The organism is Archangium sp. (genome assembly GCF_045802675.1).
Taxonomy (GTDB): domain Bacteria; phylum Myxococcota; class Myxococcia; order Myxococcales; family Myxococcaceae; genus Archangium.
In genome coordinates this window covers 134,093-148,009 of sequence record NZ_JBJMQO010000035.1, presented here as the reverse complement: position 1 = coordinate 148,009, position 13,917 = coordinate 134,093, and the positions used below count along the sequence as shown (strand labels likewise).

Genomic DNA, 13,917 nt, shown 5'->3' with positions numbered 1-13,917 from the left:
GCGCAACTTCCCGGAGTAAGCCAACGCTGCTACCTGACTGGGGGACAACCAGGGGGGAGGACGCAGGGAGTGACTGCGGAGGTGGAGTGGTTGAACCCAATGGGAGAAGTAGCACGCCCAGCGGGGAGAGCATGTCCGTCACAGCCGCGTTCGACAAGAGGGAGGTCAGCATCATCCAGAAGCTCTCCGCGGAGTGGGAGGAGGTGTTGACCTGGCTCAAGCCCCACTTCTGCCGTCCGGAGACACAGAGCTCCGCCGGGGCCTTCGTGCGAGCGCTGCTCTCGCGTGCCGAGCGCAAGAATTCCTGGGGGTTGGCAGAAGAGGCGGGCAAGCAGGACCCCTACGCCTTCCAGCATCTACTGCTTGGGGCTCGGTGGGAAGCGAATGAGGTGCGCGATGACGTGCTGGCCTACGCACGCCAGCGTTTGGGCGAGGGAGGCGCGCTGGTGCTGGACGAGACGGGTTTTCTCAAGAAGGGGAACAAGTCAGCGGGGGTGGCGCGCCAGTATTCGGGAACAGCGGGCCGGATTGAAAATTGCCAGATAGGCGTGTTCCTGGCCTACGTGACGCCTCGTGGACATACCCTGGTGGATAGAGAGCTGTACCTGCCTCAGGAATGGACGCAGGACAGGGACAGGTGTCGCCGAGCTGGGATTGAGGACACGGTGGCCTTTCGCACCAAGCCCGAGCTGGCCCGTGCCATGCTCGAGCGTGCCTTCGAAGCGGGATTGACGCCCTCCTGGGTGGCTGGCGACGAGGTGTACGGCCGGGATGGGACGCTGCGACACTTCCTGGAGCAGCGCCACCAGCGCTACGTGTTGGCGGTGGCTTCCAATACCTACGTGTGGCGGGGAATGGCTCAGGTGACGGCGGGTGAAGTCCTCCAGGAGTTGAAGCCGAAGGACTGGACAGTCCTGTCAGCCGGTAAGGGTACCAAGGGCCCCCGGCTGTATGAGTGGGCTCGTGTGCAAGTCAATTCGCACACAGGAACCCTGACACGCTGGCTGTTGTTTCGCCGGAGCCTGACGGATGCCGACGAGGTAGCGCATTATCTGGTGCATGCGCCAGCCAACGCTTCGTTGGATGCGATGGTGAAGGCCGCCGGTAGCCGCTGGCCCGTGGAGGAATGCTTCGAATCGGCCAAGGGCGAGGTGGGCCTGGACGAGTACGAAGTGCGCAGCTACACAGGCTGGTATCGCCATATGACATTGTGCATGGTGGCGCATGCGTTTCTGGCTGCCTCGCGGGTATTGGCTAACAACGAGGAGGCCGCACTGCTCCCAAAAGTGCTGGGCCTGACGCGTCGCCCTCGCCGGATGCTCCGGTTTCGTCGGCGCCAGGGCCTGGACTCATCCGCTTCTCCATCCAGGAGCTCCGGCGCCTGTTGCTGAAAATCGCATGGGTGATGCGGCCGACCCTGGACTTTATCCTGCACTGGAGCCGCTGGCGACGCCGCCATCAAGCCATCGCCAAACTCTGCCATTACCGGCGCAGAGACCCTCGCCTTAAAGTCCAACTGTAGTACTAGGCCCGCGGTCGTGGAGAACACGAACCCCTGAACCCCGGCGCTGAAGCCCGAAGTGGTTGGTGCCACAACGGTGCGGCACCCGCTGCGGGAGGACCTGCCATGAAGCGACGCGTTCTCGTGTTCCCGGTGATGCTGTCCCTGCTCCTCTCGGCGTGCCTCTACGCCGACTTCTTCGATGGGCCAGGGCCCGACGACTCGGGCCGCATGTGCACGCTGGTGGGCTGCTTCTCCCGCTTCACGCTGAAGGCTCCCCTCACCGTGAGCTTCGAGGTGCTGCGGGCCAGCACTGTGTCCGTGTGCCGCAACGGCGTCTGCTACTCGAGCAGCCTGGCGACCCTCCAGGAGTCTCACCCTCCGGATACGAGCGGCTCCGTCCGCTTCCCCGACCTGTCGCAGCGCGACATGCAGCACACGCCGCTGATCCAGATCCTGGCCGAGCGTCTCGCGAGCGGCGGCTACCAGCTCCAGTTCTCGTATGAGCCGTGGTTCACGGAGGAGTTCCACGACGGGGACGTGTACGACGTGACCGTCACGGACGCGCAGGGGGCGAGGTTCGTCGACGAGCACGACACGGTCTCGTACGAGCTCTTCCAGCCCAACGGTCCTGAATGCGGACCCACGTGCGGGCGCGCCACGATCGACAGGACCTGAGCGGAGCGCCCGGTGCGGGCGTCAGCGAGGCTCGTTCGCGGCGTGCGGTCCACCCGCTCCATCACCGGCGCCGGGCGCGGGACCTTGCCCTCCTTGCCCTCCACCGCGGCGGGGGGGCGCCACCTCGGAGCGCCCGCCCGTCAGGTGCCCGGCGGCTTGCGCGGCAGATCCAGGTAGAGCGCGGCCTGCACCAAGTCCATCAGGCCCGGCCACGCCTCGGCCGACAACCACAGCCCTTCCGAGGTGTGCTCGGCGTTGATGGTCAGCGAGGAGGACTCGAAGAGGCGCGCCGGCACCACACCCTCCTTCGGCAGCGGCCCGGATACCCGCAGGCGCTGCCCGTCCCAGCTCATCCCCTTGGGCATCACCGGATCCAGCATCGAGCGCAGCGCGGCCTTGCCACCACCCATGCGCATGACGCCCTGCACCAGCATGGAGGCCGCCCGCGACTCCTCCAGGTCCACCCGGCCCGGGGTGAGCAGCGTCAGGTGGTAGCGGCCCGAGGCGAGCTCCACCCGCTCGAGGGCCACCTCCACGCGCAGCTTCCAGCCGGCGACGGCCAGCCGCACGTCATACACCTGAGGCAGGTTGACCCAGTCCCCCAGCGTGAGCGCGCGCACGTTCTGGAGCGCCCTGCGCGTGAGGGCCTCCACCCGGGCGTGCGACAGCCGCACCCGCCGCCGGGACACGTCCACCGACACCTCGCCGGACAACCCCGAGGGCAACTTCCCCACCCACTCCTTCGCGCTCTCCCACCACCGCGCAGCACCGGACATCGCAGCACTCCCTCCTGGCACTCCCTGCCCGTATCTGGCCCGGGAGCCCACCGGGATTCAAGCGAAGCCGTCCCCCGGCCTTCCAACGCCGCGCGTGAGGCGCTTCCATGCCGCGTCATCCCCCCTCCCCGGCCTCCTTCCCGGGAGGAGGAGCGTCCAGGCCAGGACGCCCGGCCCCGAGCCCGCGCACTGAACGGGAAGCCACCGTAGGCCCCCCGGCTCCGCTGTGATTAAATGCTTCCAGGCATGACGATCGGTTCCCCAGAAGGTCCCCCGCCGCCGTGGCAGGACATCCACCGCACGGTCCTCTCCACGCTCGATGCACTGGCTTCGTCCACGGGCTGGATTCCCACCGCCGCGACGGTCGGCATCGAACCTCTCTTCGAACGCGTGCTCAAGCAGGTGTGCGAGCCGCACGGCGTCACCCCCCAGGCCTACATCGCGCTCATCACCCAGGACACCGGGATGCGGCGCGAGGTCCAGAAGCGCCTGGCGCGCCTGATGGAGCACCCGGGCCTGTTGAGCATGCGCCGCGAGGCCCAGCGCCGCGAGGCCCACCACCAGCTCCACGTGCTCAACTACGTCCTCTCCGGCCAGCGGCCCCCGGACTGGGTGTGGACGTCGCTCGACGAGGAGCAGCAGACGCAGCTCCGGGACGCCGCCGATTCGGGTGAGGAGAGAGACCCCGTGCTCCATCCGCGCGTCCAGCGGGCCCTCCAGAAGCTGGCCACGGACCCCACGAAGTACGGGCAGTGCGAGGACTGCGGCACCCCCATCATCCTGGAGCGCCTCCAGGTCGTCCCCTGGGCCGAGTGCTGTGCCGCCTGCCAGCGCAAGCGCGAGGGCACGCCGGCCGAGACTCCCGAGCCCCAGGTGAACGTCACCTACTTCTGAGCGCGCGCCCCCTCCACCACGCGCCGGGCGATGGCGCGGCTGATGGGGTGCCCCAGCTTCAGCTCGACATCCAGGTAGATGGGTGAGCTGTTGAGCTCCAGGAACACCCACGCGTCTCCCTGGTGCTTGATGTCGATGCCCGCGAAGGTGAGGCCGCACGCGCGCGCCGCCTCGCGGCAGAAGCGCTGGACGGGCTCGGGCAGGGACACCTCGCGGTACGCGGCCCCTCCCCCGCTGTAGACGGGGTCCGCCCGGAAGTCGAGGTGCTGCTCGGGCGTCTCGATGGCCACGCACGAGACGAGCTCGTCGCCCACCAGCATGATGCGCAGGTCCTCTCCCGGCACGCGCTCCTGGAAGATGACGGGCGAGGCCGTCACGTCCTCGAGCCGCTCCAGCGCCTCGTCATCCAGCACCCGGGTGATGGCCCCGCCCATGATGGGCTTGTAGATGACGTCCTTCACGCTCGCGTGGAAGGCGCGGATGGCGGTGGGGTCGTTGGAGATGAGCGTACGGGGCACCCGCGCCCCGAGGCTCCGCAGCGCATGGAGCTGGAAGGGCTTGTACTGCATGACGCTCGCGGCATGCGGGCCGTTGACCAGCGTGACGCCCTGGTGCGCGAGCTGGAGCAACCACGCCACGAAGTACGAGGCCCGCTCGCGCGTGTGCATGAAGGTGGTGAACCAGTCCTCGTAGAGCACCCATTCGCCATCGCGCTCCACGCAGGGCGCATAGGGCGCGGGGATGGAGCGCAGGTAGAAGCCCCGGAGGTCGTCCACCGGCTCGCCCCGGTAGAAGCTCCGCCCGTCGAGCTGGGACAGCGGCAGGCCCCGCTCCAGCGCATCGGGCTCGATGAACAGCGAGTCCGCGCCGAGCACCGCCGCCTCGCGCGCCACTGCCTGGCACTGCACATCCGACGCACCGCCCAAGATGCCAATCCTCAACGCACTCCCCTCGGGAATGGGACCCGCCTACGGGGTCCGTCCGTGGCTACCTTGAGGATGAACATCCACGGAGGCAGATGTGACGAAGACGCGAAAGGGCCTGCCCTTCATCAAATTCGAGCTGCCCAGACCGAAGAAGCCCGCCGACAAGCAGGCGAGCAAGCCCGACAAGCCCAAACCGGAGGACCGGTTGACGAGCATGGCCGTGGGCGAGGAGGGAGGCAGCCCCCGCTGAGCCGCCGGAGCAGGCGCCGCGACGGAGACCCTCCCGGGCACTTCTTCCCGCAACTGGTCCGATGGTCGTACCAGTCGGCGCGGAAACGAGCCGGGAGGTCAGGGGGTGGTGCGCAGCACCTTGAGGGCCTCGCGGAAGAGGACCTGGAAGGTGGCCTCGCCGCCGAGCCGCTCGGTGACGGACTCCGCGGCCTTCTCCGCCTGGGGCTGCTTGTAGCCGAGGTTGACGAGCGCCGAGATGAGGTCCGCCATGTGCCCGGACACGGACGTGGCCGGCCTGGCCTGCGCGGCCACCTGCTCCAGGTGCAGCGTGTTCACCTTCTCCTTGAGCTCCAGCACGAGCCGCTCGGCCGTCTTCTTCCCCACCCCGTGAATCTTGGTGAGGCGCGCCACCTCGCCCCGGCTCAGCGCGGCCACCAGCTCCGGCACCTCCATGCCGGAGAGCACCGCCAGCGCGAGCCTCGGCCCCACGTGCGACACCGAGTTGAGCAGCAGGAACAGCTCCTCCTCGGCGCGCGAGAGGAAGCCGAACAGCTCGAAGGCGTCCTCGCGCACCACCGTGCGCACGCGCACCTGCACGCCCTCGCCCTCGGGAGGCAGCTTCCCCAGCGTGAGCGAGGAGAAGAAGACGCGGTAGCCCACGCCGCCCACGTCGATGATGGCCTCGTCGAGGCTCTTCTCCTGAAGGGTACCGCGCAGTGCCGCGATCATCGCGCCTCCGGCCGCCGGTAGGACGGCGTCAACCTGTCGGTGAGCTGGGCCTGCGCCGACTTGCGGCGCGTCTTGGACGTCTTGCCACCCGTCACCGGAATGGCGGCCCGGCCATGATTGAGGTGGCAGATGGCCACCGCGAGCGCGTCGCTGGCGTCCGCGCGCTCGAGCACCTCGACCTCGAGGAAGGTGCACACCATGCGCGCCACCGCGTCCTTGTCGGCGGCCCCGCCAGCGCCCACCGCGCGCTTCACCCGGGCGGGCGGGTACTCGTGCACGCCGAGCCCCGCCTGGGCCGCGGCCAACAGCGCCACCCCGCGGGCATGTCCCAGAATCAGCGCACTGCGCGCGTTGCGGAAGGTGAAGACGCCCTCCACCGCCACCGCCTGGGGCTTGTAGAGCTTCACCGCCGTGAGCAGCCCGGCGTGCAGCTCCTTGAGCCGCAGCTCCAGCGGGGCCTCGGGGTCCACCTTGATGACGCCGTGGCCCACGTGCACCAGCCGGCCGCGCCGCTCCTCCACCACGCCATACCCCATGAAGCGGCTGCCGGGGTCGATGCCTAGGACGCGCAAGGTTCCTCTCCGAGGGACAACGGAACAGGGGTTCAGCCAGCCCTATAACGCGCGGGCCGCCCCCGTGTCGATGTGCCCGTCTCCCCCACTACGCGGAGAGCGACTCCATCAGCGCGTCGTCCATCTCGAAGTTGGCGTGCACGTTCTGCACGTCGTCGTTGTCCTCGAGCAGCTCCATCAGCTTGAGCATCCTCTTCGCGGTGTCGCCCTCGAGGCGCACGCTGTTCTGCGGAATGTACGTCCACTTCTGCTCGCCCAGCGCCAGGCCCGCCTGCTCCAGGCTGGCCGCCACCGCGTGCAGGTCCGCCGGCGTGGTGCGCACCTCGAAGCCGTCCGTGCCGTGGTTGAGCACGTCCTCGGCCCCCGCCTCGAGCGCCTTCTCCATCACCTGGTCCTCGCTGGGGCCCGGCTTCACGGTGATGACGCCCTTCTTGTGGAACATCCAGCTCACCGAGCCCTCGGCGCCCAGGTTCCCGCCCTCCTTGGAGAACATGTTGCGCATGTCACTGGCGGTGCGGTTGCGGTTGTCCGTGAGGCACTCCACCACCACCGCCACGCCGCCGGGGCCATAGCCCTCGTAGACGATCTCCTCGTAGCTCTCGCCCTCCAGCTCGCCGGTGCCCTTCTTGATGGCGCGCTGGATGTTGTCGTTGGGCATGTTGGCCTCGCGCGCCGCGAGGATGGCCACGCGCAACCGGGCATTGCCCTCCGGGTTGCCGCCCCCCAGCCGCGCCGCCACGGTGAGCTCCTTGATCAGCTTGGAGTAGAGCTTGCCCTTGCTCGCGCCCTGAACGGCCTTGTAGCGCTTGAGCTTCGACCATCGGTTGTGACCAGACATGGAGGACTCCCGCTCCTGGAGGATGCGCGCCTTGTGCCTCGGACGAGGCGGCGGAGTCAAACACCCGATGTTGGCTCAGGCCGCTCGCGAGGGCTCCGAGTCCTCGAAGGCGTCGGAGAACGGCTCCTCCTCTTCCCCGGCGCCGAGCACCGGCTCGAAGAAGGGCGGAATGGACTGGGGAGGCGGCTCGCGCTCGGCGATGAGGTTGGCGGGCACCAGCACGCCCTGGGCGTACAGGCACGTCACCACCTCCAACGTCGTCACCTCGGGCAGGCGGCACTCCAGCAGGGCCACGTGCACGGTGCGCTGGCCATCGAAGAGGCGGATGACCTGGCCCACGTCGTCCGGCAGCGACTGGAGCACGTCCGCCAGCCGCTTGAAATCCGCCGTGAGGCGCGCGGAGAGCGGAATGCCCCGGGCACACAGGGCCGCGAAGCGCTCGGCGGCCGGCATCAACAGCGAGGCGTAGATTTTCAGGTTGAGCAGCAGCTTGCCCCCGGCGAGCTCCTCCGCGAACGACACGGCGTACGCCCCCGAGCCGAACAGCAGCAGGCGGCGGATGGCGGTGAGCCCCCGCTCGCCCTCGAAGGAGGCGTCCACCACGTGGCCCTGGCGGAAGGAGAGCCAGCCCTCGTTGTCGCGCAGCTCGATGCGGCCGGCGCGCGAGCCGCACAGCAGCGCGTGGAGCACCTGGGCCAGGGGCATGCGGACGGTATGGGCCTCGTAGGCGGGGGCGAAGGCGCTGCGGCCCGCCTTCAGGCGCGCGAGCGACACCAGCACCTGCGCGGGCACGGGCCACAGGAGGTAGTCATCGGCGCGCACGGCGTCGGCACGGGCGCGGTGGCCGGGCGCCTCGTGGCGCGAGAGCAGGTACACCGGGAGGTGCTCGGTGCGGGCGTCGGCGCGCAGCCGCTCGCAGAAGGTGAAGCCGTCCATGCCCTCCCCGGAGGCCTCCGCGGGGACGATGACGAGGTGGGGCAACGGGCGGCCCTCGCCCAGCTCCCCGAGGAGATCCTCGAGGGCCGGGGCGGCGAGCACCTCGAAGCCGGCGCCCACCAACTCCAGGGCCAGCGCGGCACGGGCGTCCTTGTCGGCCTCGACGAGCAGGACGCGGGGGCGGAAACGCTTGGAACGCTGCCGCGGGCTGACGTCGGCCGAGGCGGACGAGGCGGCGGGCTCGAGGACGGTGGCGCGGGGCGTGTTGAGGGCCATGCGAAACTCCTGGAGCGGGGTTCCGGGGTACCGGGAATCCACTACACGTGAAAAACTACGAGATTCAGAGAAAAAAGACTACCAGGAAATGCGAGTTCCCCCCGGTATATCCGATAGGAGGGTAGCACTGGAAGCCAAGCACCTGAAATTGTTGGGCAAGTGGCAGGCGGAAGGACAAGGAAACGCTCGACGGGCCGGGGGGCGGGGAGCCAGAGTGCGCGGCCTATGACGCGATGGATGCTCGTTGGAGTGCTGATGCCGTGGGTGGCGGTGGCGCAGGGGACGAAGGCGCAGGAGACGCAGCCGGCGCCGCTGACCGAGGCGGTGCGGCAGGAGGCGAAGCGGGAGAACTTCGGGGCGGTGGTGGCGCCGGCGGCGCTGCCGGACGGGGCGACGGCGGTGTCCGGGTGGGTGGGGGTGCCGGAGCTCGGGGTGGCGTACCGCCAGGGCATGGGGGGCTGGGAGGTGGGGGCGCGAGCGCGCTTCGACTATCTGCGGCTGTCGGTGACGGGCGAGGGCGTGGCCCGGCGGCAGCTGTGGACGAGCGGAGCGTGGGCGGTGGCGCCGGAGCTGGGGCTGGGAATCACGGGCAACACGGGGAGCCGGTACTTCGACGAGCAGAACCTGGAGGGCTGGTTCCTGCGGGTGAACCCGGCGCTGGTGGCGAGCTGGAAGGTGGCGGAGACGGTGACGGCGGTGGGGCTGGTGGAGGTGCCGTACGACGTGGGGCTGAGCCCGGGCGGGACGTGGCGGGTGAAGCCGATGGCGGGAGGCGGCGCGGAGGTCTACCTGGGCGAGGACCTGTCGCTGTCGGCGGTGGGCGAGCTCGGGGTGGACGTGTTCAAGGAGCTGCGCGGGGTGACGCAGACGCGGCTGGGCTACGGGGTGCGCCTGGGCCTGGGCGTGCGCCTGTTCTGACGCCCCGCCTCGGGCCGCCTCACGAGGGGGGCTTCGCGTGCCTGGGAAGACGCACCCGGAAGGTCGTCCCGTGCTCCGGGGTGCTCTCCACCTGAACGCTGCCTCCGTGCGCCTCGGCGACGCCCTTCACCAGGGTGAGCCCGATTCCCCAGCCCTTCTTCCCACTGTCCTCCGCGCTCTTCGTGCGGCCGAAATGCTGGAAGAGCCCCGCCTGCTCCGCCTCGGGGATGGGTACTCCCCGGTTGTGGACGGCCAGCTCCACCTGGCAGCCGTCCTGGCTCAGCGTCACCGTCACCCGGCCCGTGGGAGCTCCATACTTGATGGCATTGTTGCAAAGGTTCTCGGTGAGCCGGCGCAGCGCATCCGCATCCCAGTGGCCGTGAAGCGGCCCCTCCCCTCGTAGGGAAAACCGCTCACCGTGGACCGTCGCGAGATCCTCCAACGTGCCGGCCACCACCTCGCGCAGCTCGCATGGCGCCACCGCGATGGGCAATCCCTGTCCCGCGCGGATCCGGCTCGCGTCCAGCAGGTCGGTGATCATCTGGTCCGCCCGGTCGATGTTCTGTTTCACCCGCGCCGCCAGCGAGTAGACCTTGTCGGGCAGATGGGTCTGTCTGGGAATGAGCTGGGCACTCATCTTCGCCGCCGTCAGCGGCGTCCTCAAATCATGGCTGAGGGCCGACACGAATTGCTCGCGCAAATCCCTCTCGAGCCGCAATTGCATCAGCGCCGTCTCCGCCTCTTCCCGGGCCACCTGCTCACTGGAGAGACTCCGGGCGAGCGCCTCCTCGACCCGCTTCAGCTCCGAGATGTCCTGGATGATCATCATCGCCAGGGAGGCCCGCCCGTGGAGCGCGGGCATCAACCCGCCATTCATGATGAGCGGCCTGGAGCCGTCCGGCGAGTGCCAGGTCAGCTCGACCCCCGAGAATGTCTCGCCTCGAGCGGCCCTGAATCTCGGCATCTCCAGGAGGGGGATCCGCCTGCCTTGCGCATCGGTCGCGAAGTATTGGTCTTGATCCACCTGGATGAGGTCTCTCGGGATGGCGAACCCCAAGCGCTTGGCCTCTTCGTTCCGGAAGGTCACCGCTCCCGAGGATGGATCAATCAATGTCAAGGGCACCGGGAGGTGATCCAGCAGCGCCTCCAACCACATGCGCTCGTCATGCAACGCCGCCTCCGCCGCCTTTCGCGCGGAGATGTCGATGAAGAGACTCACGGCCTGGGTGATGCGTCCCTCCGCATCGCGAATGGGCGCGGCCGTGACAGACAGGTGCACGACTCTTCCGTCCCCCCTCCGGTACAGCATCTCCTCGTCCTGGACGATCTCTCCGCGGAGGAGGGCCCGCACGATCGGGTACTCGTCCGACCTGTACGGGGAGAGGTCCTCATGGACGGCCCCCGCCAGCGCATACTGTTCATGGTGCTCGAGCAGGAGCGCCTGATGCCCGAGCATGCGCTCCATTTCCGAGTTGTAATAGATGAGCCGGCCTGATGGTGCCTCGGCGAGAGTGAGGCCCGCGGGCATCTGTTGCACGATCGCATCCAGCGTCCTGCGCTCGGCCTGGACCGCCTGGTAGAGCTGCGCGTTCTCCAGCGCCACCGCGGCCGAGGCGCGCAGCGCCTTGAGCAGCTCCAGGTCCTCCTGGGTGAAGGGTTGGCGCCCCCGCTTGTTGTGGAGCTCGAAACAGCCCAGCAACTCCCCGGAGCGGCTGAAGATGGGCAGGTCGATCAGGTTGTAGAAGCCCATCGCCTTCTGGAGATACGGCAGGACATGGGGATCGTTCGCCGCGTCGTTCGAGATGTACGGCTGCTTCGTGACCATCACATGGCCAGGAACCCCCATCTCCCGCTCGAAGACGATGAAGTGCGGTTCGAGGGTCTGGCCCTCGCGCCGCAGGTACTCCGTGAAGGTCATGCGGCCATCGAGCATCCGTCCCCAGGTCCCCTCGGACGCATCCACCAGCTCCAACGACAGCCGGACCAGGCGCCGCATGATGTCTGGGATTTGAAGACTCGAGTTGATGTCCTGCGCGGCGGTCGTGAGGATCTCCAGCTGCCGGGTGCGGCGCTCGAGCTGCTCATTCGTCCGCTGGAGCTCCTGGGCTCGACGGTAGATCTCCACGTCCATCCGCTCCGCGCGGCTCTGGAGCTCATCCGTGACCCTGTGCTGCTCGATTCCCCGCTCCTTGAGCCGGACGTAGTCGGTCACATCCTCGACCCGGTGGATGATGAAGGAGACGTTGCCTGACTCATCCAGCACCGGGGAATTCACCGGGGACCAATACCTCTCCTCGAAGCCACCCCCCTCCGGCGCGGGTCGGCGGACGGAGTACTTCTGCACCGCCATGGTGTCCGGGAGCTTGTTCGCCAGGACCCGCCGCAGCGAAGCGCCAAGGTTCTGAGGCCCCGTGGCATGGGGATCGTCCGGATCATCCGTCAGGGCCTCGAAGAGCGGGCGTCCCAGGAGGTCCTCACGCCGGGTCATCGTGGCGTGGAGATAGGCGTCACTGGCCGCGACGACGGTCAGGTCTGGGTCCAGGACCAGATAGAGGCCCGGGACGGCCTCGAAGAGGCGCCGGAACGTGCGGTCGGAGGGCTGCCGTGCTCGCCAGAAGGACTCCTGGCGCTCTCCGCTGGAGTTCGCATGCTCGTCCATCCCTCCTGGATAAGACCGCAGCCGGACAGCGACCAGACGGATGCGCGCAGCGTCCGTCCCTTCCGCTGTGGCCCGAGCAGCCAGCTACGCTCAGGAGCCGGGGAGGCGAAGAGGAGCGGCCTGATTGCGCCATGCCCACCGGGCAGGCGAGCAACAACCGTGGGCCCGGGAGAGCGGGCAGCGGGAGAGCCGCAGGGCCCTCGCCTACGCGCTGTGGATCAATCGAGGAACCGGCGCTCCCAGCGGCGTGTGTCCTCGATGGGCGCGGACACATGGAACTGTGGCTCCTGGTAGAGGCAGGGCTCCAGCACGCGCGCCAATTCCCGATACGCAGGCAGGTTGTAGCCCTGCTCGGTGTCGCCCGCTTCGGGCCACGGGCCCAGAGTGACGACGGCGCGATCGCCCTCCAACTCGTGGACCGAACTCTCTGGATGGTGCAACCGAGCACGCAGTCCACAGGCTCCGCCCAACTCGCCCAGCACCGGCTGCCCGAGGAAGGTCATCCAGGAGGGACCCCGTACCCGAGTACCGATGTGCAACGAGTCCCAATCCATATTGGGAACGTCCATGCCCGGGTAGCGGAAGCGCAGTTCGTGAACAGCGTCCCGAACGCCAAGCAGGGACGTGTCGCAATTGAAGGACAAACCCGCGTTGCCAGAGCAGAAGGGCAAGAGCGAAGCCACTTCCACCGCCAGGTCCCGAACCCGCCCGGGCCCGTGCTGCTCGAGGAACTCCGTGGGCAGCCAGAAGGAGACAGCTGAAGTCGCCACCGCGTCCTTCACGAGAAACGGAGCATCCAGACGTCTGCCTTGGTAGAGGAAATCGTAGCGCTGCTCCTGCGTCGATGCATCAGTCAGGTGAACATGGGCGCTGCGTGGCTTGTGTAATTCATCGCGGACAGCCGCCCAGCCCGCCTCGTCGAGCGATTGCCAGTTGCCCTCCTGATCGGAGTACAGGCCGAGTGCGGCTGTTCCCACCGCACGTACGTAGGCATCGAGCGCATGGCCGATGGACTTCGAAATCTCGTGATGAGAGCGGCGGAGATAGAAGGTCAGGATCAGGCCGTCTCTGACCAGGAGATATCCATTCCTGGCGTGAATGCGGATTCGCGGGTAGGGGGTGCTCATGGGACGATTCCGAGCCAGGGGACGACGCGCGCGACAATCGGCGCGATGTACTTCTGGTAGACGGTTTTCTGGGTCTTACCCTCGAAAGGATGTTCGTCGGGATACCAGTTCCAATCCGGCGCCCTATCGGTGTTCACGCAAGGGAACTTGAAGTCATAAACAGCCTGGGCAGTGAGCGGGTCGCCCTCGTGAATGACGACGTCCGGTACCAGCGTCCCGGTCAACTCCCCGGCATTGCCAGATTCCACCAAGGCCTCCGCCGCCTCCGCGCTGACCAGCTTCTTCTCCCCCGTCTCCGGGTCGAGGATGCGATAGCGCTGCTCCAGGCTGTAGCGTCCCTTCCGGAGCGCGCCCAGCGCCTTGTCTGCGCACGCCTCGGCCACCTCGTGCATCTGTTCGCCGAGCCGCTGGGCCCACGACATCTTCCGGCCCTTGTTCTGGGTCATCTGCCTGCACTCGTCGGCACTTGGAAACACGCGCTCGAACTGCCCCTCATGCCGCAGGAGCACCTCGGTGCGGGCTGAGTCGGCGCATTTGGACAGCGCTTCCTCGATGGACTTCCTGGCGGTCTCGTCGAGCACCACCTTCAGGACGGCGGCAGTGGTAGCCGCCTCCTTCCCGTAGAGGGCAGCACACGCGGAGAGGCTGTTGCGGCAGGTCGCCGAAGGGGAGTCGATACCCACAGGGGCGGTGCTGTAAGCATAGTGCCCAGGCGAGGTACTGTGGGGCCCGCCCGGCGCGGCGGTCACGCATGCAGATTGGGCGACGAGCACCGCGATGGAGAACACGCCCAACCCTGGCCGCGACCGCGCGCGGCCGGGGCGCAAGCCCATGAGACGGGTGGCCACGCACCTCA

14 protein-coding genes are annotated in these 13,917 nt (G+C 68.2%); 5 read left to right on the top strand and 9 right to left on the bottom strand.

The features are described from left to right. The first annotated feature begins 131 nt into the window (after positions 1-131). Both ACJ8AN_RS10760 and ACJ8AN_RS10755 read left to right on the top strand, forming a co-directional pair. A complete protein-coding gene (locus tag ACJ8AN_RS10760; protein ID WP_407755193.1) occupies positions 132-1,391 on the top strand; it encodes an IS701 family transposase in 1,260 nt (419 codons plus the stop codon). A 236-nt stretch (positions 1,392-1,627) separates the two neighbouring features. Then, on the top strand, positions 1,628-2,179 hold the full coding sequence (locus tag ACJ8AN_RS10755; RefSeq protein ID WP_407755192.1) for a hypothetical protein: 552 nt from the start codon (positions 1,628-1,630) through the stop codon (positions 2,177-2,179). Between the two features lie 140 nt (positions 2,180-2,319). Here the strand turns inward: ACJ8AN_RS10755 and ACJ8AN_RS10750 are convergent, their stop codons facing one another. Beyond that, a complete protein-coding gene (locus ACJ8AN_RS10750) occupies positions 2,320-2,955 on the bottom strand; it encodes a hypothetical protein (protein WP_407755191.1) in 636 nt (211 codons plus the stop codon). Between the two features lie 246 nt (positions 2,956-3,201). Between ACJ8AN_RS10750 and ACJ8AN_RS10745 the strand changes: the two genes are divergently transcribed. Further along, entirely contained in the window at positions 3,202-3,849 is a 648-nt protein-coding gene (locus ACJ8AN_RS10745; protein WP_407755190.1) for a TraR/DksA family transcriptional regulator, read from the top strand. Here the strand turns inward: ACJ8AN_RS10745 and ACJ8AN_RS10740 are convergent. Continuing rightward, positions 3,840-4,790 (bottom strand): RimK family alpha-L-glutamate ligase, encoded by a 951-nt coding sequence (locus tag ACJ8AN_RS10740; RefSeq protein WP_407755189.1) that lies wholly within the window; start codon positions 4,788-4,790, stop codon positions 3,840-3,842. The genes ACJ8AN_RS10745 and ACJ8AN_RS10740 overlap by 10 nt on opposite strands. 79 nt (positions 4,791-4,869) lie before the next feature. Between ACJ8AN_RS10740 and ACJ8AN_RS10735 the strand changes: the two genes are divergently transcribed. Next, positions 4,870-5,025 carry a hypothetical protein gene (locus tag ACJ8AN_RS10735; protein WP_407755188.1) on the top strand — a complete coding sequence of 52 codons (156 nt, stop codon included), beginning with the start codon at positions 4,870-4,872 and terminating at the stop codon, positions 5,023-5,025. Between the two features lie 98 nt (positions 5,026-5,123). Here the strand turns inward: ACJ8AN_RS10735 and ruvA are convergent, their stop codons facing one another. From ruvA to ACJ8AN_RS10715, 4 genes are all read right to left on the bottom strand, one after another. Further along, positions 5,124-5,735, bottom strand: coding sequence for a Holliday junction branch migration protein RuvA (gene ruvA, locus ACJ8AN_RS10730; RefSeq protein WP_407755187.1), 612 nt, complete (start codon positions 5,733-5,735; stop codon positions 5,124-5,126). Then, on the bottom strand, positions 5,732-6,307 hold the full coding sequence (gene ruvC, locus ACJ8AN_RS10725; RefSeq protein WP_407755186.1) for a crossover junction endodeoxyribonuclease RuvC: 576 nt from the start codon (positions 6,305-6,307) through the stop codon (positions 5,732-5,734). Before ruvC ends, ruvA begins: the two co-directional genes overlap by 4 nt. A gap of 88 nt (positions 6,308-6,395) precedes the next feature. Beyond that, complete coding sequence (locus tag ACJ8AN_RS10720; RefSeq protein ID WP_407755185.1) at positions 6,396-7,145, bottom strand: YebC/PmpR family DNA-binding transcriptional regulator; 750 nt, start codon at positions 7,143-7,145, stop codon at positions 6,396-6,398. Between the two features lie 75 nt (positions 7,146-7,220). Further along, a complete protein-coding gene (locus tag ACJ8AN_RS10715) occupies positions 7,221-8,357 on the bottom strand; it encodes a response regulator (RefSeq protein WP_407755184.1) in 1,137 nt (378 codons plus the stop codon). A gap of 237 nt (positions 8,358-8,594) precedes the next feature. Here ACJ8AN_RS10715 and ACJ8AN_RS10710 point away from each other — a divergent pair, with 237 nt between their 5' ends. Continuing rightward, positions 8,595-9,275 carry a hypothetical protein gene (locus ACJ8AN_RS10710; RefSeq protein ID WP_407755183.1) on the top strand — a complete coding sequence of 227 codons (681 nt, stop codon included), beginning with the start codon at positions 8,595-8,597 and terminating at the stop codon, positions 9,273-9,275. Positions 9,276-9,294: 19 nt separating this feature from the next. On the opposite strand, the gene ACJ8AN_RS10705 is transcribed toward ACJ8AN_RS10710, so the two are convergent. The 3 genes from ACJ8AN_RS10705 to ACJ8AN_RS10695 all read right to left on the bottom strand — a co-directional run bounded on the left by ACJ8AN_RS10705 (position 9,295) and on the right by ACJ8AN_RS10695 (position 13,909). Then, positions 9,295-11,934, bottom strand: coding sequence for an ATP-binding protein (locus tag ACJ8AN_RS10705; RefSeq protein ID WP_407755182.1), 2,640 nt, complete (start codon positions 11,932-11,934; stop codon positions 9,295-9,297). Between the two features lie 218 nt (positions 11,935-12,152). Then, positions 12,153-13,061, bottom strand: a complete 909-nt coding sequence (locus ACJ8AN_RS10700; RefSeq protein WP_407755181.1) for a DUF3396 domain-containing protein — start codon at positions 13,059-13,061, stop codon at positions 12,153-12,155. Beyond that, positions 13,058-13,909: a hypothetical protein gene (locus ACJ8AN_RS10695; RefSeq protein ID WP_407755180.1), complete on the bottom strand. Its 852-nt coding sequence runs from the start codon at positions 13,907-13,909 to the stop codon at positions 13,058-13,060. Before ACJ8AN_RS10695 ends, ACJ8AN_RS10700 begins: the two co-directional genes overlap by 4 nt. Positions 13,910-13,917: the final 8 nt, after the last annotated feature.

Coding starts and splice junctions, on each gene's coding strand:
- ACJ8AN_RS10760 (WP_407755193.1), top strand. CDS start 132: ATGTCCGTCACAGCCGCGTTCGACAAGAGGGAGGTCAGCATCATCCAG.
- ACJ8AN_RS10755 (WP_407755192.1), top strand. CDS start 1,628: ATGAAGCGACGCGTTCTCGTGTTCCCGGTGATGCTGTCCCTGCTCCTC.
- ACJ8AN_RS10750 (WP_407755191.1), bottom strand. CDS start 2,955: ATGTCCGGTGCTGCGCGGTGGTGGGAGAGCGCGAAGGAGTGGGTGGGG.
- ACJ8AN_RS10745 (WP_407755190.1), top strand. CDS start 3,202: ATGACGATCGGTTCCCCAGAAGGTCCCCCGCCGCCGTGGCAGGACATC.
- ruvA (WP_407755187.1), bottom strand. CDS start 5,735: ATGATCGCGGCACTGCGCGGTACCCTTCAGGAGAAGAGCCTCGACGAG.
- ACJ8AN_RS10720 (WP_407755185.1), bottom strand. CDS start 7,145: ATGTCTGGTCACAACCGATGGTCGAAGCTCAAGCGCTACAAGGCCGTT.
- ACJ8AN_RS10715 (WP_407755184.1), bottom strand. CDS start 8,357: ATGGCCCTCAACACGCCCCGCGCCACCGTCCTCGAGCCCGCCGCCTCG.
- ACJ8AN_RS10710 (WP_407755183.1), top strand. CDS start 8,595: ATGCTCGTTGGAGTGCTGATGCCGTGGGTGGCGGTGGCGCAGGGGACG.
- ACJ8AN_RS10705 (WP_407755182.1), bottom strand. CDS start 11,934: ATGGACGAGCATGCGAACTCCAGCGGAGAGCGCCAGGAGTCCTTCTGG.
- ACJ8AN_RS10700 (WP_407755181.1), bottom strand. CDS start 13,061: ATGAGCACCCCCTACCCGCGAATCCGCATTCACGCCAGGAATGGATAT.